The sequence below is a fragment of the Mesorhizobium carmichaelinearum genome (assembly GCF_900199455.1).
GTDB classification, from domain to species: domain Bacteria; phylum Pseudomonadota; class Alphaproteobacteria; order Rhizobiales; family Rhizobiaceae; genus Mesorhizobium; species Mesorhizobium carmichaelinearum.
Window position 1 is genome coordinate 60,808 of the sequence record NZ_FZQR01000005.1, and the last position, 19,336, is coordinate 80,143.

The following is a 19,336-nucleotide window of genomic DNA, read 5'->3' on the forward strand; positions in this document are numbered from 1 at the left end:
GCCTGTTTGTTTAGCGTTGGTGGTAGAGGGCGGCTGCGGCGTGTAGCCAGTCAATTTTCGGGAATCTTTCAGAGGCATGGACTTGAAGCCGTCCGGGAGCTTGAAAATCGATACCTTCTCGATGCGGATCGGCGACATCGAAGGCGTCGAACTGGACCGCTTGCACGCGCACTCGCTCGCCGTGGGATGGCCGCATCGCGCCGAGGACTGGCAATTCCTGCGTGAATCGGGAGAGGGGTTCGTGGCGCTCGACGAGATCGGTCGAGTTCTCGGTTCGGCAATGTGGTTCGCGCATGGTGCCGATTTCGCCACCGTGGGCATGGTCATCACCTCGCCGCGACTGCAGACGCTGGGGGCGGGGCAATGGCTGATGAAGCGGGTCTTCGAGAAGGTCGCCGGGCGCGATCTGCGCCTCAATGCAACGCGCGCGGCAAGGCGGCTCTATCTCTCGCTCGACTTCCAGCCGGAGAAGACCGTTTATCAATGCCAGGGAATCGCCCGCTTGCAGACGACAGGTCGGCCGGCAAATATTCGAGGCGATGTCCGGATTTTGGACGCAAGTGATATTCCGGCGATAATCGCGCTCGACGCGGCAGGATTTGGCGTGAGGCGGGCGGCGCTCATCGAAAGGCTTTTCGCGCACTCGGCCGGCTATGGGCTTTTCAAGGACGATACGCTGACCGCTTTCGCGCTCTGCCGGCCGTTCGGGCGGGGCCATGTCGTGGGGCCGGTCGTGGCGCAAAGCGACGCCGACGCCTTGGCGGTCGTCCGGCCGCACGTGGCCGAGCATTCGGGGTCTTTCCTGCGGATCGACACCCACATGGACAGTGGCGAGTTCGCCGCCTTTCTGTCGCACAGTGGAATGCCGGTTTTCGATACAGTGCTCACCATGTCGCTGGGCAAACGCCTCACCGATTTTGCCGTCGGCGGTGCAACTGCGCCGGTGACCTATGCGCTGGCCAGTCAAACGCTCGGGTAGTTCAGCCCCGCTGGCGGGCCCGCCCGTTGCAAGGTTGCCGCCACCCCACTCACGGCGACGCGGAGAAGCAAGAAATACGGAGCGCTGCTGCGGACTGCCGCGGGCCGACTCATTGCGTGAGCCTACCGGATCGGTGTTTCGCCACGAAACAGCGGCTGGTGCGCTTGCATCAGGGCCGCAATCCGGTTGGCGACTTTTCGAACCGGCGGGGCATGACGTTCCTCGTGATGGGTGACGATCCATTGGTCGGTTTCGAGTTCGGGGATGGGCTGGGCGACGCGGACCAGCCGCGGATCGCTGTCGCCGACGAAGCATGGAAAGACCGAAAGGCCGGCGCCGGCGGCCACCAGTTCGCGCACCGAATGGGTGTTGTTGCCGCGCACGGCGATGCGGTCGCCGTGATGGGCTTGCAGCCAGCGCGCCGAGGCGATGTTTGCCCCTTCGCCGGTGACGCCGACGAACAGGCCGGCGGCGATGCCGTTCACCAGGTGGCGTCCGGAATAAAGCGCGTGGGCGACCTTGCCGCTCTGACGGCCGGCCAGCCACTGCTCGGTCGGGCGCTCGCTGCGGATGCCGATGTCGGCGGCACGGCGGCCAATGTCGACCCGGTCGGTGGTGGTGACGAACTCCACCCTTATGCCGTCATCGACCGTCCAGACCTCGCCGATATGGGCTGATATGAAAGCCGAGGTCCATGGCCCGGCCGAGACGCGGACAATGCGGTCGGGCAGGGTGCCTTCGCGCCAGCGCGTCAGCGACTGCATCGCCGCCTCGACGTCTTCGGCGCGACGCAGCAATTCTTCACCGACCGGCGTCAGCCGGTAGCCGGTCTGCTGGCGCACGAAGAGCGGTTCGCCGATCTGCTTCTCGAGCGCGGTGACGCGTCGTCCAAGCGTGGCCGCACTGAGGCGCGTGGTTGCCGTCGCCGCGCTCAGGCCACCCAGCCGCGCAACGTCGAGAAACAACCTCAGATCGTCCCAGCCAATATCCATTTTGCAGAAATGAAAAATACCTTGCGACCTTGGCTGTAGCGCGAAGCGGGCATGATGCGCAAGTATGCAGGCGTTGGCGGAATTGGACAATCCTGCCTGCCGAGACACTGGTAAGCGCCCCAGCTGGCCGGGAAGCCAGTGCAGCCCTTTCGATCACGCATGCGCTTTGCGCAGATGCTTTGCGTTTTCGTTCAGCCCGAGCCCGTGGACATTCCGTGCGCCGAAGGAGACGATCATGTTGTACGAACTTCGAGACCGTTTCACCCGCTGGCTCGTCTATCGCCAGACGCTTGCAAGCTTGCGGCGGGTTCCGGACAGCACACTGGCGGATGCCGGCATTTCTCGTTCGGAGATCCGCCAACATGCCCGCCACGCGAGCCGGCGCCGCTGAAGCAATGCTCGATCTAGCGGTGGAGTGGAATCTCCGCTGACAGCCATTGCAGGAACAGCTCTGCGGGCCGCGACAGCCGGCGCTGTTGATTGGGGACCGCATGCAGGGCGACGGGCAGGATTTCCCCCGGGCCGAAGGGCGCCACCAACCGCCCCGAGGCCAGGTAGCTTGCCGCATAGGTCGACATGACGGCGGTGATGCCGCCGGCGCATGCCGCGATCTCCAATGCCGCTGCCGCATTGTCGGCCTTGATCGGCGCCTTTTGCGGCGCGATGCCGATGTTTTCCTTCTTCGCCCAAAGGTCCAGCAGCTGCATCCTGCCCTGCACATAGATGAGCCGTGAGGCGTTGAGCCAGTTCGCGCTGGGCTTCGCTGCGGCCTGGCGACCGGTCTCGGGGTCGCAAAGCAGCATCAGCCGTTCCTGTCCCAATTGCACGGCACCCGATACCGGCTGCAACGGATCGAGCGCCAGAATGCTCAGATCCGCCAATTCCACGTTGGGGTCGGTCCAGATCGTGCTGTTCAGCCGCACCTCGATGCGCGGATGGGCAGCGGAGAAACCAGCCAGGTGCTGTGCGAGCCACAGCGTAACGAAGCTGAGCGGGGCTGAAACGGTCACGCTGGTCTGCGCCTGCGCGCCCAGCATCCCTTCGGTCGCGGCCTCGGCCCGATCCAGAGCGTCGGCTATTCCCGGCAGATAGGCCGTGCCGACTTCGGTGAGCTCCAAACCGTTGCTCCTCCGGTGGAACAGCGGCCTGGCGAAGAATTGCTCCAACGCCCGGACCCTCTGGCTGATCGCCGCCTGGGTGCAGTTCAACTCCTCGGCGGCCCGGGTGAAGCTCAGATGCCGGGCCGCCGCCTCAAAGGCTTCCAGGTAAATGAGATGCGGCAGATTTCGCATGGCGAGACCTCATACAGGTTTCTCATGCATTACGAAAACGAGGTCACTGGGTAAAGAACGATTTCTTGCGCCAGGTCCGCCCGGCGGGTTTTCTCAGATCCATTCCCAGCCGCTGAACCGCAGGAAACCATGCCTTTCTCTCTGCTGAAATACGGCCTGCGTTCGAGGCATGTTCCCTTTCGCGACATCCCTCCAACGCCCGACCTGAAACGATCCTACGATGTGGTGATCATCGGCGGCGGCGGTCACGGCCTGGCGGCGGCTTACTATTTGTCCAATGTGCATGGCATCCGCAATGTCGCCGTGCTGGAAAAGGGCTATCTGGCCGGCGGCAATACGGCGCGCAACACCACCACGATCCGCTCGAACTACATGACCGAGGAATCGGTGCGCTTCTACAAGGAAGGCGTCGAACTGTTCGAGACGATGTCGCGGGATCTCGGCTTCAACGTCATGTTTTCGCAGCGCGGGCAGCTGACGCTCGCGCATTCCGAGGCGACGCTGCGCAGTTTCCATCTGCGTGCCGAGATGGGCAAGCATATGGGCACAAGGATCGAAGTGGTCGATGTCCGGACGGTGAAGGAACTTTGCCCGCATCTCAACCTTGATCTTGGCGGCCAGCATGAGGTGATGGGCGGGCTCTGGCATGCCGATGGCGGCACCGCCCGCCATGATGCCATGGCCTGGGGCTACGCCAGGCATGCCGGCGCGCGCGGCGTGGAGATCCATCAACGCACCGAGGTGACCGGCTTCGAGCAGGCGGGCGACCGGGTCACCCATGTCAGGACGAACCGTGGTACGATTGCCGTGGGCCAAGTGCTGCAGGCCGTCGGCGGGCTCAATGGCCAGGTCGCCGCCATGGCGGGCATCCGGCTGCCGATCCGCTGTTTCCCGCTGCAGGCGATGGTGACGCAGCCGCTGAAGCCATTCCTGGACATACTCGTCTCATCCGCCAATCTGCACACCTACCTGGTGCAGTCCTCGCGGGGCGAGGTCGTCATCGGCGGCGGCTCCGATCCTTACCAACTGGCATCGACCCGCTCGACGCTGGACCAGAAGGAACATCTCGCCGAAGGCGCGCTGCATCTCTTCCCGTTCCTGTACAAGGTCAAGCTGTTGCGGCAATGGGCCGGGATTACCGACATGACGCCGGACTACAGCCCGATCATGGGGGCGTCGCCGCTGAAGAACTACTGGCTCGACTGTGGCTGGGGCACCTGGGGCTTCAAGGCGACGCCCGTGGCCGGCAAGCGCATGGCCGAGACCATCGCCACCGGGCGCGTGCCCGATGTCCTGAAACCATTCGACCTCAGCCGGTTCGACAGCTTCGCGCTGCTGAACGAGATGGGCGCCACGGCTGCCAGCCACTGACGAGTGCTCCCGATGAAGCTTTTGACCTGCCCGGTGAACGGGCCACGCAACATCACCGAATTCCAGTATCTCGGACCGGTCCGCGCGGCCAGCGCCGACCAGCCCGAGCAATTGATCGAAGCCCTGTTCTATGCCGAGAACCCGCTCGGCGTGATGCGGGAGTGGTGGCGGCACACGCCGTCCAACATCGTGCTGATCGCCGAACGCCACACTGTCAGCGACCAGATCGTCGCCACCTATCTTCCCAATCGAAAGCCCGCCTGACATGACCGAAAGGCTGCCATTTCCCTGGGGATCGCGTCTCGATCGCACCCAAAAAATCCGTTTAGGTTTCGACGGCCGAGCGCTCGAAGGTTTTGCCGGCGACTGCATTGCCTCCGCCATGGCCGGCAGCGATCGCTGGATCCTGTCGCGCTCCTTCAAGTACCACCGTCCGCGCGGCATCCTCACCATGGCGGGGCAGGACGCCAACACGCTGGTGCAACTGCCGGACGAGCCGAATGTGCGGGCTGATCTGCGCCCGATCGCCGAAGGCTTGAAGGTCACGGCCCAGAACGTCAACGGCACGGCCGAGCGCGACCGCGGCGCGGTGCTCGACAGGTTGGGCCGTTTCATGCCGGTCGGATTCTACTACCGCAGCTTCTTTGGCCCCGGCGCGAAGAGCTGGCTGAAATTCTGGGAGCCGATGATCCGCAGATCGGCCGGTCTCGGCAAAGTCGATCTCGCCGCCGATCATGGCCATTACATCAGGGAAAATCTGCACACCGACGTGCTGGTCGTGGGCGCTGGCCCGGCCGGGCTTTCGGCCGCCATCAAGGCAGCTGAAGCGGGTGCGCAGGTGCTGCTGGTCGATCTGAACCCGGAGCTCGGCGGCGCATTGACCTATGCACGCTTCGGGCTCGAGACGGCGGAGGCGCAGGCGACTTTGCAGGCGCTGCGCGACACTGCCGGAAAGCTCGGCAATCTGCGGGTGCTCACCGGTGCGACCTGCAATGGCTGGTTTGCCGACAACTGGCTTCCGGTGCTGCAGGGCGAGACTCTCTACCGTGTTCGCGCCAAACAGGTCGTGGTGGCCGCGGGGTCGCATGAACAGCCCTTGGTGTTCCGCAACAACGACCTGCCGGGCAGCCTCCTGTCGTCCGCCGCGCAGCGGCTGATGCGCCACTATGCGGTTCGCCCTGGCCGGCGCGCCGTCGTGTTTGCCGGCAACCGGGACGGATATCTCACGGCTCTCGACCTTCTCGATGCAGGCGTGCCGCTGGTCGCCATTCTCGACCCCGCCGCCGATGCGTCCGACAAAACCCTCGCGAAAAACCTCGTCGAGCGCGGCGTCCGGATCATCCCGAATGTCACTGTCACGGAAGCGTTGGGGAGCGCAGGTAATCGTCATATCCGAGCCATCCGCTTCAGCACGCCCGAACATGGCACGGAGCTGCTGGAATGCGATCATCTCGTCGTCGCAGCTGGCTACACGCCGTCTTACCAGCTGCCGCTGCATGCCGGCGCGAAGCTCGGATTTGACGAGACAAGCCGGCAATTCGTGCTGAGCAATTTGCCGGAGGCGTTTCACGTCGCCGGTTCGGCGGCAGGCTATTTCGAACTGAACTCGGTGCTGCGCAGCGGCGAGATCGCTGGTGCGGCCGCGGCACGAGGGGCGGGGTATGATGCCGGCCTGCCGGCTATCCTCCCGGATGCCAGCGCGGCAGGGATGAACCATTTTCAGCCACTGTCCGCCCACGCCAAGGGGCGGGATTTCGTGGATTTCGACGAGGATCTGCAGGTCAAGGATATCAAGAACGCCGTCAGCGACGGTTATAGCGAGTTCGAGCTGGTCAAGCGCTATTCCACTGTCGGCATGGGGCCGTCGCAGGGACGGCATTCCGCACTGGCAACGGCCAGGATCGTCGCGGCGGAAACGGGCCGCACAGTGGGTGAGGTCGGTATCACGACCTCGCGGCCGCCGTTCGGTCCGGAAAAATTGGGACTGCTGGCCGGCCCGAACCATGTGCCGTACCGACATACGGCGATCCACGCCGAACATGTCGCCGCCGGCGCGAAGCTGACACCGGTCGGTGCGTGGTGGCGACCGCTGCATTACGGCGGAGATCGCGATGTCCGCAGGACTATCTCCGACGAGGTCAGGCTGGTGCGCAACAAGGTCGGCATGCTTGACGTCTCGACCCTGGGCAAGCTGGCGATCCGCGGGCCGGATGCCGGCGCCTTCCTTGACCGCATCTATACGATGGCGCATGCCAGGCAGCCGGTGGGGCGCGCGCGCTACTGCCTGATGCTGAACGAGATGGGATCGGTCATCGATGACGGCGTGGCCTACCGGCTGTCCGAGACCGAATTCTATGTGACCGCCACCACCGGCGCCGTCGCCCGCGTCTTCACCGATATGCTGTTTCTGAACACGCAATGGGGCATGCGGGTCGATATCCAGAACGTCACCGCCGCCTTCGCCGCCATCAACGTCACCGGCCCTTCGGCGCGCAAGGTGCTCGAGGCGCTGGGCGGCGACATCGATCTCTCCCCGGACGGCTTTCCTTATCTCAACGGCCGCAGCGGCGTGACCGGCGGATGCCCGGCCCGGATCATGCGCATCGGCTTCACCGGCGAGCTGAGCTATGAGCTGCACGTGCCGCAATCCTTCGGCGCGGCGCTCTGGCGAAAGCTGCTGGAGGTGGGGGCGCCCCACGGGCTGCAACCCTATGGGCTGGAAGCCTCGCGCATCCTGCGCCTGGAAAAGGGCCACATCATCATCGGCCAGGATACCGACGCGCTCTCGACTCCCGACGAACTGGGCATGGGTTGGGCGCTGTCGAAGGCCAAGACGCGCTATGTCGGCAAGACTGCCATCGAGGCACGCGGCCGGCTGGGCCTGAAGCGCAAGCTTTGCGGTTTCGAACTGCCCGAGGGCCATGGTATCCGGCTGGCGGAATCCTGCCTCGTGTTGCGGGACGGACGCCCGGTCGGCTTCGTCACCTCGACCTGTTTTTCGCCGACGCTGGGCAAATGGATCGGGCTGGCCTATGCCGACCCGCGTGACGCGACGCCGGGATCCAGCCTGCGCATACGCGGCCTGTGCGGCAAGGAAGTGCAGGCCAAAGTGATGCCCACGCCTTTCTACGATCCCGAAAACCAACGGCAGGAGATGTAGGATGGTCCCGGTCAGCCATAGCAGGACATCGATCGGGTATTCCGGCCATGTCGATCCGAGCTTACGCCGCAATGCCATCGCCCACCGCCTGAGCCGGAAGGATGGTCCCGTCGGAGCCCAAGAGAACGTCGTTTTCGATTGCACGCAGACCGGGCGCTTCGGGCTGCGTGGCCCCGGTACGCTTGCCTGGCTCGAGGAAGCAGGCCTATCCGCACCGGAAGCGGTGAACACCGCCCTTACCTTGGCTTGCGGCACGTCGGTGCTGCGGCTTGGCCAGCAGGAGGTTCTGCTGGCCGCACCTCCCGGCGACAGCGGGGCGCGATTGCGCGAGTTGCGCAAGGCATGGCAGGACAGCGCGCTTCCGGCCAAGGGCTACGACGCATATCGCGACGAGGGTTGGGCATGGTTCGTGATATCGGGTCCGACGGCACCCGCGCTGATGCGGCGGATTTCGATGGCCGATCTGAGGCCGGAAAGCCTGAAGCCCGGTGATCTCGCCCAGACCCGCGCCTTGCATCTGGACGCGGTCGTGGCTCGTTTCGACCATTTCGGCGCGGTGTCCTACGACATCTTCATCGACATCGCCTCGGCGGCGTTTGCACTGGATGTCCTGACCGAGACCGCGGCGGGAACGAATTCCGGCTTTCAATTTGCGGCTCTTCACGCCACTGAATAGTTCGGCCTCGCCTGGTTCCCGCACTGGGTCATTTCCGCTTATGCGCGGTACCGGTCGACGAGAGCCACCAGGCGCTCGCAGGCGGCAACGGCGGCGGCGTGGTCCTGCGAAAAGTTCAGGCGCACGCTGTTTTCGGAGAACGGGCTGAACTCCTTTCCCGGTGTCACGATGACGCCGGCCTGCAGGCGCAGGATCCGGACAAAATCACCACCTGTGACGGACAGACGGGGCAGCGCCGGAAAAATGTAGCTGCCCGCCTCGGTCGTGCGGACCTGGATTCGGGGTGTCGCGCGGAAAACCTTCAAAAGATCATCGCGGATCGCCTGGTGCTGGCGAATGCGCTGCTCCATCCAACCGGCCGGTTCGTTGAACCATGTGCGCAGAACGGCCTGGCTGTAGCCGCCGGCGCGCAGGGAAACGATCGCCTGCAGCTTCTCCATCCGGGCAATGATTTCTTTCGATCCGAAGGCCACCCCAAGCCGATAGCCGCTGAGCGATTCCGTCTTGGACGGCCCCATGATGGTGACGATATTTTCCGCATCCAGTTTCTGCGCCCGCAAATGGGTGTAGTCGACACCTGGGTAGAGGAGGCGGGCGTAAAGCTGATCGACGATGACGGTGGCGTTGTACCGGCTTGCCAGAGCGGCAATCGTTTCGATCTCTTCGCGGGAGTAGACGACGCCTGCCGGGTTGTTGGGGTTGGAGAACAGGAAGATTTTCGCGCCCGATTTGAACGCGTCTTCCAGCTGGCTGAGGTCGAGGCCCGAGCGGCCCTCGGTCGTGGCATAATCCATGCGCACGGGCAGCATCTCGCCTTCGCAGAATTCCACCAGCTTGCGGTTGGCAAAATAATCGGGCTGGACGATCGCCACCTTGTCGCCCCGCGACACGGTCGAGGCGACGGCCAGGAACAGCGCGCCCTGGGTGCCCGGCGTGATGATCATTCCGTCGCGGGCATCGACAGGCGCTCCGGTGAAACCTGCCAGCCGCCCGGCGAGTTCCTCGCGGATGCCGAGGTCGCCGCTGTATTCCGTGTAGGCCTGCTTGCCGCCGGCTTCGACGCCGGCTGAAAAGACCTCGAACGAGCCTGGCGTCGGGGTGAACGCGTCGACGTCGCCATGCGAAAAGTCCATCGGCCGCCCGCTGATCGCGTCACCGCGCAACATCGTGTCGATGCCGCCGGCCAGCTGGCGGACTTCTTGTCCGGGGGCGGCATCGGTGCCGAGGCCGCTGAATTTGCTCTGGATCGTCATCGGAAAATTCCTAATTGAAGGCGCCGCCGCCGCTGGAATGCGACGCTCAGTAGCAGCGCGCGCGAAGAAACAAAATTTGGAAGATGAAAAAAGTGACTATGGCCATCGGATTTCTGCAGAGCTTGCTCACCCTCTTGGTTCGATCGCGAAGGCATGTCGGCTGTGGCTCGACAGCCTTGGTTCGATGACCAAAACCGGCCTCTGCCCTGCCTGAAAGCTTGCCGGCGCAACACGGCGGTCGAAGAACGGTTCGCATTCGGCGTTAAAAAAGCGAAGCGGGATTGCGCCGCAAATGCTCTTGTTGTACGAACGTTCAACAAGAGCATTTGCGGGTATCTGCCGTGGCACGAACCGAGTTTCCCTTTGCCGTCGAAACCGTCGATCCGCTGTGGATCACGCTGGCCGACGGCACCCGCATTGCCGCCACACTTTGGCGTCCGCGCAGCGAGGGCAAGGTGCCGGTCGTCGTCGAGATGGTGCCCTATCGCCGGCGTGACGGCACCGTGGCGCGTGACATCGACATCCATCCCTGGCTTGCCGGCCACGGCATCGCCTGCGCCCGCATAGACATTCGCGGCAGCGGCGATTCCGACGGCGACCTGGCCGACGAATATCTGCCGCGCGAGCAGCAAGATGCCTGCGAGATCATTGCCCATCTGGCGGCCCAGGCCTGGTGCAACGGCGCTGTCGGCATGACCGGCATTTCCTGGGGCGGCTTCAATGCGCTGCAGGTCGCGGCGCGGCGGCCGCCGGCCCTGAAAGCCATCATAGCCAACTGCGCCACCGACGACCGCTATGCCGACGACATCCACTATATGGGCGGCGCGCTGCTGACCGAGCAGGAGATGTGGTCGAACTTCATGCTGGTGAAGAAGGCGATGGCGCCCGACCCGCAGATCGTCGGCGACGCCTGGCACGCCATGTGGATGAGCCGCCTTGCGAAGACAAGCTCGCTTTCGGAAGTCTGGCTCGCGCACCAGCGCCGCGACGATTATTGGCGGCAGGGTTCCGTCTGCGAGGATCACGCGGCGATCGAATGCGCTGTCATGGCCGTCTGCGGCTGGGAGGACAGCTATTCGAATTTTGTCCCCCGCCTGCTCGAACATCTGCCGGGTCCAAAACTCGGCATTGTCGGGCCGTGGTCGCATGCCTATCCTTGCCGTGGCGCGCCGGGACCGCTGATCGGCTATCTGCAGGAGGCGCTGCGCTGGTGGCGCCATTGGCTGTGCGGCGAAGACACCGGCATCATGGGCGAGCCGCTCTACCGCGTCTGGATCACTGGCGAAGAACGGCCGCAACCTTTCTATCTGCCCGATCATGCCGGAAGCTGGGCCGCCGAGGATCAGTGGCCGTCGCCGCGCATCGAGCGGCGCGCTCTGCATCTGAACGCTGGCGGGTTGAGCAGCGAGGCCGCGCGGGGTGCGACGCTTTCGGTCTGCTCGCCCGCCACCGCCGGGCGCGATTGCGGCCGCTGGGGCGGCTATGGCGGCGCCTGTCCGGACATGCCCATCGACCAGCGCCGCGAAGACGGCATGGCGCTGTGCTTCGACACGTTGCCGCTCGACGATGACCTGACCTTGCTCGGCGCGCCGGAACTCGACCTGCTCGTCAGCGTCGACCAGCCGGATGTCAATCTCGCTGCGCGGCTCTGCGATGTCTATCCCGACGGCACCTCGGCGCTGATGACCTATGGCGTGCTCAATCTCAGCCACCGCGACAGTCATGAGCATCCGACACCCTGTCCGGTCGGAACGCCTTTCCGTGTCAAGCTCAAGCTCAACGATTTCGCCCGCACCATACCCAAGGGCCATCGCATCCGGCTGGCGCTGGCCAACCAGCATTGGCCGATCCTGTGGCCGCAGCCGAAACTGTCGACGCTGTCGGTCACGACCGGCGACAGTGTGGTCGTGCTGCCGGTGCGGCCGCCGTCGGAGCGTGACCGCGACGTCCGCTTCGAGCCGGCCGAAACCGCGCCGCCCGTTCCGACCACGACGCTGGACGAAGGCTTCGACCGCCGCATCGTCACCGACGATGTCGGCTCGGGCGTGCAGACCATCGCGCTGACATCCAATCATGGTCGCCGGCGCTATGACGATCGCTGCATCACCGTCTCCTCGGCCAACAGCGACACGATGCGCATCAGCAGTGACGATCCGCTGTCAGCCAAACTCGTCACCGAATATCGCTGGGCGATTGCCAGTGGCGACGCCGACACCGAAGCCAGAGCGGTCACCGAACTGACAGCGGACGAGACCCATTTCAACCTGAGTTGGCGGCTCGAGGCGCGAGAACGGGGCACGCTCGTCTACAGCGCCTCGGCAAGCCGGCGCATCAGGCGCGATTTCGCATAGAGCCGGATGATTTCAGGTCTGTTCGACCTGAAATCTGAATCCGGCTCTAAATCAAAGAGATAGAGCATGATGTCGTCCGAAAACCGCTTCACACTTTTCGGCATCATGTTCTAGGGAGGAGAGGGAGGCCATGCTCGCATATGCAGTGAAGCGCATTGGTCTCGGCCTCCTGATCCTCGTCCTCGTCATGGTTGCCATGTATGCGGCCGTCTTCCTCGTCCCGGGTGACCCGGCAACCGTAGCGCTTGGTCCGCGTGCCACGCCAGAACTGAAGCGGCTGCTGATCGAGCGCATGGGGCTCGACCAGCCGGTCTGGTGGCAGATCATCGAATTCTTCCGCAACGCGCTGACCGGCAATCTTGGCTACGACGTCTGGTCGAACCGGCCCGTCTCCACGCTGGTGCTGGAGGCGCTGCCGAACACGTTGATCCTCGGCCTGACGGCACTTGCGGTCGCGCTCCTCATCGGCGTGCCGCTCGGCTGCCTGTCGGTGATGCGGCGCGGCACGGCGGCCGATGCGGTCATCGGCGTGCTCTCGGTCGGCGTCATCGCCGTGCCGTCCTTCGTCGTCGCCATCTATTCGCTGCTCTTGTTTGCCGTGACGCTGCGCTGGCTGCCGGCCATCGGCGCCGGCGAGGCTGGTGATTTCGTCAGCCAGGCCAAGGCGCTGGTCATGCCGGCGGCGGCGATCGCGCTCGGCTGGATCGGTTATATCGCCCGCATGGTGCGCGCCTCGATGATGGAGGTGATGGGCGAACCGCACATCCGCACCGCGCGCTCGTTCGGTTTGCCCGAGTGGAAGATCGTCTCCAAATACGCGCTGCGCATCGCCATCATCCCGACCATTTCGCTGGTCGCGGTGGGCCTCGGCAGCATCCTGTCCAGTGCCGTCTTCGTCGAGGCGGTGTTTGCCCGGCCAGGCATCGGCAAGCTGATCACCGACGCCGTCAACACCCGCAATTATCCGGTCGTCATGGGCACGGTGCTGATCATGACCGCCATCTACGTCTCCATCACCATTGCCGCCGACCTACTGATCGCGCGGCTCGACCCGAGGGTGCGCGATGTCTTCCGTGGCTGACGCCTCGTTATCCGTTCCGGGCCGACAACGGTTCGTGCTGCTGCGCGCGCTGCTTGCCGATCCGTTCACTTGCGTGGCGCTGATCCTGGTCACCGGCTTCCTCGTCACCGCAATCTTCGCGCCGTTTCTGGCGCCCTATTCGCCGGTCAAGATCGACGTGCTGCACAAGCTGCAGCCGCCATCGGTCGAGCATTGGTTCGGCACCGATCATCTCGGCCGCGATCTGCTGTCGCGCGTCATCTATGGCGCGCGCACGGCACTCACCATCGCCATGGTGTCGGTGGCCATCGCCGGCGCCATCGGCCTGATGCTCGGCCTCATCGCCGGCTACGGCCCGCGCTGGCTCGACGCCATCCTGGTGCTGAGCTTCGACAGCCTGAACTCGCTACCGATGATCATGTTCGCGCTCGCCATCATCACCGTGCTCGGCGCCGGCACCGGCACGCTGATCATCGTCATCGCCGCGACCTCGTTCCCGAGCTATGCCAGGCTGATCCGGGCGCAGACGCTGGCGCTGAAGAACAGCGACTACATCCTCGCCGAACGCCTGATCGATGCCAGTGCCGCGCGCATCATCTTCATCCACCTTCTGCCCAATGTGGTCGGACCGCTGATCATCCTTTTGTCGATGGACATCCCGGTCGTCATCATGGTCGAGGCCGGCTTGAGTTTCCTTGGCCTGGGTGTGCGGCCGCCGACGCCGTCCTGGGGCTCGATCCTCTATGACGGCTACACCTCGATCCGCTCGGCACCGTTCATGGTCATTTTCGGCGGGCTGCCGCTGGTGCTGGCGACGCTTGGCTTCACCTTCCTCGGCGAAGGCTTGCGCGACTATCTCGATCCGCGGCTGCAGTTGCGGAGGCCGGCATGACCGGTTCGCTCGCCGCCAGCGATCTCAGCGTCCGCTACGAGACGCCGCATGGCAGCGTGCACGCCTTGCGCCATGTCGACATCGAGGCGCATCCGGGCGAGGTCATCGGCATTGTCGGCGAGAGCGGCTGTGGCAAGTCCACGCTGGTCACCGCTTTGGCAAATCTGCTGCCAGCCAACGCCCATGTCGACGGGTCAATCCACTATAACGGCGTCGACCTGGCAAAGCTCGACGCGCACCATCAGCGCCTGCTGCGCGGTGACGAGATCGCGCTGGTCAGCCAGGATCCGATGACGGCGTTCAACCCGGTGCTGACCATCGGCGACCAGCTCGTCGACTTCCAGCATCACCGCAAGGATCTTGGCCGGGCGCAGAAGCGGGCGCGCATTGCCGCCATGCTTGGCCGCGTCGGCATCGCCGACGCCGAACGGCGCATGCGCAGCTTCCCGCATGAACTGTCCGGCGGCATGCGCCAGCGCGTCGCCATCGCCGCCGCCCTGCTGACCGATCCCGGCCTGCTCATAGCCGACGAGCCGACGACGGCGCTCGATGTCACCATGGAGGCGCAGATCATCCATCTGCTGCGTGAACTCCGGCGCGAATACAACGGCATCATCATCGTCGTCTCGCACCATCTCGGCGTCATCGCCGAACTCTGCGACCGGGTCTATGTGATGTATGCCGGCGAGGTGGTCGAGGGCGGCGAGGTCGACGCCATCTTCCACGATGCCAGGCATCCCTACACGCAAGCGCTGCTCGCCTGCGATCCGGCCCGTTTCCATGAGCGGCTGGACAGGCTGCCGACCATTCCCGGTTCGCTGCCCAACCTGACCCAGCCGCCATCGGGATGCGTCTACGCACCGCGTTGTGACCGCGCCTTCGCGCCTTGCGGCTCTATCGCGCCGCCGCTGGTGAAGCTCGCCGCGTCTCATGTTGCGCGCTGTCATGCGGTGACGCCATGAGCCCGCTGCTCGCCGTCGAGGATCTGTCCGTGAGCTTCGTGCGCGGCGGCTTGCTTAACCGTCTGATCAATCCGTTCCCGCTGCCGGGCTTCAACGTCATCGACGGCGTCACGCTGTCGCTGATGCCGGGCGAGACGCTGGGGCTGGTCGGCGAATCCGGCTCCGGCAAGACGACGCTGGCGCGCACCATTCTCGGGCTCATCCGGGCCGCCGCCGGCCGCATCGTCTTCGAGGGCAAAGACGTGGCGACGCCGGCCGATTTCCGCGCCATGCGCCGGCGCTCGGCGATGATGTTCCAGGATCCGGTCGCCTCGCTCAGCCCACGCCTGCGCATCGGCACGCTGCTCACCGAGCCGCAGATCATCCAGGGCGTGCCGATGCCGGATCGCCGCGCCGCCGCCAAGGCACTGCTGGCGCTGGTCGGATTGCCGGCATCCTTCGTCGACCGTTTCCCGCACGAGCTTTCCGGAGGTCAGGCACGCCGCGTCGGTGTCGCGCGGGCGCTGGCGATGAAGCCGCATCTGCTGCTCGCTGACGAGCCGACCGCCGGTCTCGATGTGTCGGTGCAAGGCGACGTGCTCAACCTGATCGGCGAGCTGAAGCGCGAACTCGGTTTCGCCGCCATGATCGTCACCCACAACCTCGCCATGATCCGTCACGTCAGCGACCGGCTAGCCATCATGTATCTCGGCCGGCTGGTCGAGACCGGGCCAACGCTAGCTGTGTTTTCCGCGCCACTGCATCCCTACACCGCGACGCTGATCCAGTCCGAGCCGATCCCCGATCCGCGCCGGCGCAGCCACAACCCTGCCGCCACCGGCGAGATCCCGAGCGTGTTCCGGCGGCCTTCGGGCTGCGAATTCCACACGCGTTGTCCGATCGCACGCGAGCGCTGCAAGACCGAGGCGCCGGCCTATCGGCCGATGGGCGCCGACCGGATGGTGCGCTGCCATTTCCCGCTGGAGACAAGCGGGCAAGAACGGGAAGCCTTCTCACGCGCTTCCATAAACCAAAGGGGAAACTGACATGACACAATGGACCATGGACAGACGTGCATTCCTGAAAGCGGCGGGCGTGCTCGGCGCCGGCCTGGCGATGAAGCCAGGCTTCGCCTGGTCGGCCGCCGGCGACACGTTGCGCATTCGCATGGAGGGCGATCTGCAGTGCCTCGATCCCGCCTTCATGAATGGCGGCATCGAGGATGTCATGATGCGCGGCATCTATGTCTCGCTCAACCATTTCGGCGACATCAGGAAAGGTTCGCCCTGGTCGCTGTGGGGCGCGGAAAAGCTCGAACAGAAAGACCCGAAAACCATCGCCTTCACCTTGATCGACGGGCTGAAATGGTCTGGTGGTTTCGGCGCGGTCACATCAGATGACGTGAAGTTCTCGTTCGAGCGCATCGCCGACAAGGCGCTGGCATCGCCCTGGGCCTATCAATTCGAGAAACTCGATCGCGTCGAGGTTGTCGATGCCCGCAACGGCATCATCCATCTGAAGGAACCTTACCAGCCGATCTTCGTCACCAGCCTGCCTTACTATGGCGGCCACATCATCAGCCGCGCCGGCACTGAGAAGGCGGGCGGCAAGTTCACCACGCAGCCGCCGGCAACCTGTGGACCCTATCTCTTCTCGGACTGGCAGCAGAAGCAGAAGGTGACGCTGACGGCCAACCCGGACTGGCCGGGTCCGAAGCCGGACTTTTCGAAGGTCGAGATCTATGTCGTGTCGGACGATCAGGCGGCCCAGCTTGCCTACGAGGCCGATGCCTTCGACTACACCAAGATCGCCATTTCGGCGACCAAGGCGGTCAAGGAGAAACCGCCAGCGGACACCACCCTGATCGAGGCGCAATCGACCCGTTATGTCTGGCTGACCATCAACCAGTTGAGCCCGCGGCTCAAGGATTTGAAGGTGCGGCAAGCCGTGCAGTATGGCGTCGATGTCGGCCAGATCCTCACCGGCGTCTATGACGATCTCACCAAGCGTTCCACCGGCGTCGTCCAGCCCGGCACCAAATTCGCGCGGGCCGCGAATCTGATCGCGGCGCCCGACTATGAGAAATCCGCCGCGCTGCTCAAAGAGGCCGGCGTCAGCGACCTGTCGCTGACCTTGACGGTGATGAACGATTCCATCCGCACCGCGACCGCGCAGATCATCCAGGCCAGCCTCGAACAGGCCGGCATCAAGGTCGAGATCCAACCCTATGACGAAGCCGCCTTCTGGGGCGTCGGCGATAAGACGCAAGGCGACGGCTACAAGAACATCGACCTGGCGCTGATGGATTTCGCCGGCGGCATCGACCCGTCGGAAAACCTGGTCTGGTTCAGACCCGATCAGATCGGCGCCTACAACTGGTCCGGCTTCGACAGCGCCGAATTCGAGACCAGCTATCAGCAACTGGTGGCGGAAAGCGACGAGGCCAGGCGCATCGCACTGTCCAACCGCATGGAGGATCTGATGGAGCAGTCCGGCGGCTTCGTCTTCATCTGCCATCAGCCGCTGGTCGCCATCCACAAGACCGCTTTCGACCCGGTTATCTATCCCGATGGCCATCCCAATCCCGTGCTGTTCAAGAAGAAGGCGTGAACGCGCTTTCATGGACAGGAAGTGCATAATCGATTAGCTGGGGTCCATGACGGAAACCCAACCAGAAGATGCAAAAAGGAAGCGCGGCGTGAAGAAGGCTCCGCCGCGCTTCAGCCGCGAGCAGGCTGACGTGCGCCGTTCCATGCTGATCGAGGCGGCGACGCGCTGCCTGTCGGACGGCGGTATCGGCGCCTTCACCATCGACCGTATCTGCAAGGAGGCCGGCGTTTCGCGCGGCCTCATCAACCATCATTTCGAAAGCCTCGACGGGCTGCTGGTCGAGGTCTACAAATCCTCGCTCTACGCCAGCGTCAACAACCAGATCGCCGAAGCCAAGCGCCGCCGCGCCGAGGCATCCGACTGGCCGCCGGAAGCCTCGCTCGCTGCTTTGGTGCATTCCAACTTTTCGCCCGAATATTTCAGCCGCGAGAACCTTTTGATCTGGCTGTCGCTGTGGGGCGAGATCGCCGTCAACCCGCGCCTCAAGGAAGCGCACCGCGAACTCTACGATGCCTACCGGGCGGAACTCGCCGAGGACATCGCCGCGGTCGCCATACCACGCGGCAGGCAAGTCGACGCTCCGTCGCTGGCGCGCAATTTCATCGCTTTGGTCGACGGGCTATGGCTCGAATGGTGCCTCGATGAAAGCGTGGTGACGCCGCAGGCGGCGGAAGCGGCGGGGTTCGAGATGCTGGAAGCGCAGGTGGGGCCGCTGCGGGACGGTTGAATGCGAGGCAGCGCTGCTTCGCACCTTGCCGAGCAAGGCTGCCTCAGCCCTTCTTGCTTCTTGGGCAGCTCCTATGCGGTCATCTGCTTGAGCGCCTTGAGCAGGCGAATATGGGTGTGGGAATGATGGTGCCTGACATGAACGGCCGAATAGATGGGATGTGAAATCTTCGGCGCGTCGGCGACGAACTCCGCCACGCCCTCCTGCCGCAACCTGGTCGCCACCGTCTCGGTGACGAAAGCGGTCCCGCCCCGGCTTCGCAGGAGATAGGCGACAGCGCCGCCATTTCCGATCGAGACCGGGCTGCTTTCAAGCTCCGGCAGCATCTGCCTATGGGCGCGGTTGAAGAAGGCCGAATAGTTGGCCCGGATATAGTCGGTCGGCGTCACCGCGCCGAAGGCAAGGCCGCGTGTCGACACCATGACGAAATTCTCCTCGGCGATCTGCTCGTAATGCATGTCCGGCAGGTGCTGCGGCGAATAGAGCACCGCCAGATCGAGGCTCCCGGTGGTGAGATCGAGGATCATTTGGTTGGAGTAGTCGATCTCGACATAGATCGCCAGTTTGGGCATCGTCGCCCGCACCCATTCCAGCCATCCTTCCAGCACGCGTTCGTAGAGCTCGAACTGGATGCCGATGCGGATCAGCTGGTCGAACTTGCCGACCGCCTGGATTTCGCGGCGGGCGTCGAGCCAGCGCAGCCTGACAGCGCGCGCATGCTCCTCGAACCGCAGGCCGGCGACGGTCGGCTCCGTTCCGCTCTTGCCGCGGATGAAGAGCTGCTTGTCCAGCAGTGTCTCGAGCGTGCGGATGCGGCTCGAAACGGTCGACTGGGTGATGCCAAGGCGCTCCGCCGTCCTGTTGAAGTTGCGGGTTTCGATCAGGTCCAGGAATGTGTCCAAGAGTTCGATCTGCATCTCGGCCATCCAGCGCCAGGAATTCCCTGCAATGGCTAACGCTTTTCGGGCCGGTCCGACAACGGGTAATCGGATTCTTCGATTAACATCCCGCCGCTGGCTGCGTTGCCGGCCA

General features: G+C 64.3%; 18 protein-coding genes. 14 read left to right on the top strand and 4 right to left on the bottom strand.

Features of this window, described 5'->3' with window-relative positions:
• Positions 1-76: 76 nt before the first annotated feature.
• Entirely contained in the window at positions 77-979 is a 903-nt protein-coding gene (locus CKW40_RS13290) for a GNAT family N-acetyltransferase (protein ID WP_095200376.1), read from the top strand.
• A gap of 122 nt (positions 980-1,101) precedes the next feature.
• On the opposite strand, the gene CKW40_RS13295 is transcribed toward CKW40_RS13290, so the two are convergent.
• Positions 1,102-1,971, bottom strand: coding sequence for a LysR family transcriptional regulator (locus tag CKW40_RS13295; protein WP_095200377.1), 870 nt, complete (start codon positions 1,969-1,971; stop codon positions 1,102-1,104).
• 235 nt (positions 1,972-2,206) lie between these two features.
• Between CKW40_RS13295 and CKW40_RS42880 the strand changes: the two genes are divergently transcribed.
• Positions 2,207-2,362 (top strand): YjiS-like domain-containing protein, encoded by a 156-nt coding sequence (locus tag CKW40_RS42880; protein WP_143748282.1) that lies wholly within the window; start codon positions 2,207-2,209, stop codon positions 2,360-2,362.
• A gap of 13 nt (positions 2,363-2,375) precedes the next feature.
• On the opposite strand, the gene CKW40_RS13305 is transcribed toward CKW40_RS42880, so the two are convergent.
• Positions 2,376-3,263 carry a LysR family transcriptional regulator gene (locus tag CKW40_RS13305; RefSeq protein WP_095200379.1) on the bottom strand — a complete coding sequence of 296 codons (888 nt, stop codon included), beginning with the start codon at positions 3,261-3,263 and terminating at the stop codon, positions 2,376-2,378.
• Between the two features lie 129 nt (positions 3,264-3,392).
• Between CKW40_RS13305 and CKW40_RS13310 the strand changes: the two genes are divergently transcribed.
• The 4 genes from CKW40_RS13310 to CKW40_RS13325 are packed head-to-tail and all read left to right on the top strand — an operon-like array spanning position 3,393 to position 8,470.
• Positions 3,393-4,634: an FAD-dependent oxidoreductase gene (locus tag CKW40_RS13310; RefSeq protein ID WP_095200380.1), complete on the top strand. Its 1,242-nt coding sequence runs from the start codon at positions 3,393-3,395 to the stop codon at positions 4,632-4,634.
• A 12-nt stretch (positions 4,635-4,646) separates the two neighbouring features.
• On the top strand, positions 4,647-4,898 hold the full coding sequence (locus tag CKW40_RS13315) for a sarcosine oxidase subunit delta (RefSeq protein WP_095200381.1): 252 nt from the start codon (positions 4,647-4,649) through the stop codon (positions 4,896-4,898).
• 1 nt (position 4,899) lies between these two features.
• Positions 4,900-7,794, top strand: coding sequence for a glycine cleavage T C-terminal barrel domain-containing protein (locus CKW40_RS13320; RefSeq protein WP_095200382.1), 2,895 nt, complete (start codon positions 4,900-4,902; stop codon positions 7,792-7,794).
• 1 nt (position 7,795) lies between these two features.
• Positions 7,796-8,470 carry an aminomethyltransferase family protein gene (locus CKW40_RS13325; RefSeq protein WP_095200383.1) on the top strand — a complete coding sequence of 225 codons (675 nt, stop codon included), beginning with the start codon at positions 7,796-7,798 and terminating at the stop codon, positions 8,468-8,470.
• Positions 8,471-8,508: 38 nt separating this feature from the next.
• Here CKW40_RS13325 and CKW40_RS13330 read toward each other — a convergent pair whose 3' ends face one another.
• The gene (locus tag CKW40_RS13330) at positions 8,509-9,723 is read right to left on the bottom strand and encodes a pyridoxal phosphate-dependent aminotransferase (protein WP_095200384.1); all 1,215 of its coding nucleotides are present in this window, start codon (positions 9,721-9,723) and stop codon (positions 8,509-8,511) included.
• On the opposite strand from CKW40_RS13330, the gene CKW40_RS42885 reads away from it, so the two are divergent.
• The 8 genes from CKW40_RS42885 to CKW40_RS13365 all read left to right on the top strand — a co-directional run bounded on the left by CKW40_RS42885 (position 9,707) and on the right by CKW40_RS13365 (position 18,304).
• A complete protein-coding gene (locus CKW40_RS42885; protein ID WP_143748283.1) occupies positions 9,707-9,937 on the top strand; it encodes a hypothetical protein in 231 nt (76 codons plus the stop codon). The two genes, CKW40_RS13330 and CKW40_RS42885, sit on opposite strands and share 17 nt — an antisense overlap.
• Positions 9,938-10,064: 127 nt before the next feature.
• Positions 10,065-12,074: a CocE/NonD family hydrolase gene (locus CKW40_RS13335; RefSeq protein WP_095200385.1), complete on the top strand. Its 2,010-nt coding sequence runs from the start codon at positions 10,065-10,067 to the stop codon at positions 12,072-12,074.
• A gap of 130 nt (positions 12,075-12,204) precedes the next feature.
• Positions 12,205-13,155, top strand: a complete 951-nt coding sequence (locus CKW40_RS13340; RefSeq protein WP_095200386.1) for an ABC transporter permease — start codon at positions 12,205-12,207, stop codon at positions 13,153-13,155.
• Complete coding sequence (locus tag CKW40_RS13345; protein ID WP_095200387.1) at positions 13,139-14,026, top strand: ABC transporter permease; 888 nt, start codon at positions 13,139-13,141, stop codon at positions 14,024-14,026. Before CKW40_RS13340 ends, CKW40_RS13345 begins: the two co-directional genes overlap by 17 nt.
• Positions 14,023-14,988: an ABC transporter ATP-binding protein gene (locus CKW40_RS13350; RefSeq protein WP_095200388.1), complete on the top strand. Its 966-nt coding sequence runs from the start codon at positions 14,023-14,025 to the stop codon at positions 14,986-14,988. The genes CKW40_RS13345 and CKW40_RS13350 overlap by 4 nt, the downstream gene beginning before the upstream one ends.
• Positions 14,985-16,013, top strand: a complete 1,029-nt coding sequence (locus CKW40_RS13355) for an oligopeptide/dipeptide ABC transporter ATP-binding protein (RefSeq protein WP_095200389.1) — start codon at positions 14,985-14,987, stop codon at positions 16,011-16,013. Before CKW40_RS13350 ends, CKW40_RS13355 begins: the two co-directional genes overlap by 4 nt.
• A gap of 1 nt (position 16,014) precedes the next feature.
• Entirely contained in the window at positions 16,015-17,577 is a 1,563-nt protein-coding gene (locus CKW40_RS13360) for an ABC transporter substrate-binding protein (protein WP_095200390.1), read from the top strand.
• Positions 17,578-17,665: 88 nt separating this feature from the next.
• Complete coding sequence (locus tag CKW40_RS13365) at positions 17,666-18,304, top strand: TetR/AcrR family transcriptional regulator (RefSeq protein ID WP_244571173.1); 639 nt, start codon at positions 17,666-17,668, stop codon at positions 18,302-18,304.
• 71 nt (positions 18,305-18,375) lie between these two features.
• Here the strand turns inward: CKW40_RS13365 and CKW40_RS13370 are convergent, their stop codons facing one another.
• Complete coding sequence (locus CKW40_RS13370; RefSeq protein ID WP_095200680.1) at positions 18,376-19,221, bottom strand: LysR family transcriptional regulator; 846 nt, start codon at positions 19,219-19,221, stop codon at positions 18,376-18,378.
• Positions 19,222-19,336 lie beyond the last annotated feature (115 nt).

Coding starts and splice junctions, on each gene's coding strand:
- CKW40_RS13350 (WP_095200388.1), top strand. CDS start 14,023: ATGACCGGTTCGCTCGCCGCCAGCGATCTCAGCGTCCGCTACGAGACG.
- CKW40_RS13305 (WP_095200379.1), bottom strand. CDS start 3,263: ATGCGAAATCTGCCGCATCTCATTTACCTGGAAGCCTTTGAGGCGGCG.
- CKW40_RS13340 (WP_095200386.1), top strand. CDS start 12,205: ATGCTCGCATATGCAGTGAAGCGCATTGGTCTCGGCCTCCTGATCCTC.
- CKW40_RS13320 (WP_095200382.1), top strand. CDS start 4,900: ATGACCGAAAGGCTGCCATTTCCCTGGGGATCGCGTCTCGATCGCACC.
- CKW40_RS42880 (WP_143748282.1), top strand. CDS start 2,207: ATGTTGTACGAACTTCGAGACCGTTTCACCCGCTGGCTCGTCTATCGC.
- CKW40_RS13315 (WP_095200381.1), top strand. CDS start 4,647: ATGAAGCTTTTGACCTGCCCGGTGAACGGGCCACGCAACATCACCGAA.
- CKW40_RS13360 (WP_095200390.1), top strand. CDS start 16,015: ATGACACAATGGACCATGGACAGACGTGCATTCCTGAAAGCGGCGGGC.
- CKW40_RS13370 (WP_095200680.1), bottom strand. CDS start 19,221: ATGCAGATCGAACTCTTGGACACATTCCTGGACCTGATCGAAACCCGC.
- CKW40_RS13295 (WP_095200377.1), bottom strand. CDS start 1,971: ATGGATATTGGCTGGGACGATCTGAGGTTGTTTCTCGACGTTGCGCGG.
- CKW40_RS13290 (WP_095200376.1), top strand. CDS start 77: ATGGACTTGAAGCCGTCCGGGAGCTTGAAAATCGATACCTTCTCGATG.
- CKW40_RS13345 (WP_095200387.1), top strand. CDS start 13,139: ATGTCTTCCGTGGCTGACGCCTCGTTATCCGTTCCGGGCCGACAACGG.
- CKW40_RS13310 (WP_095200380.1), top strand. CDS start 3,393: ATGCCTTTCTCTCTGCTGAAATACGGCCTGCGTTCGAGGCATGTTCCC.
- CKW40_RS13325 (WP_095200383.1), top strand. CDS start 7,796: ATGGTCCCGGTCAGCCATAGCAGGACATCGATCGGGTATTCCGGCCAT.
- CKW40_RS13355 (WP_095200389.1), top strand. CDS start 14,985: ATGAGCCCGCTGCTCGCCGTCGAGGATCTGTCCGTGAGCTTCGTGCGC.
- CKW40_RS13330 (WP_095200384.1), bottom strand. CDS start 9,723: ATGACGATCCAGAGCAAATTCAGCGGCCTCGGCACCGATGCCGCCCCC.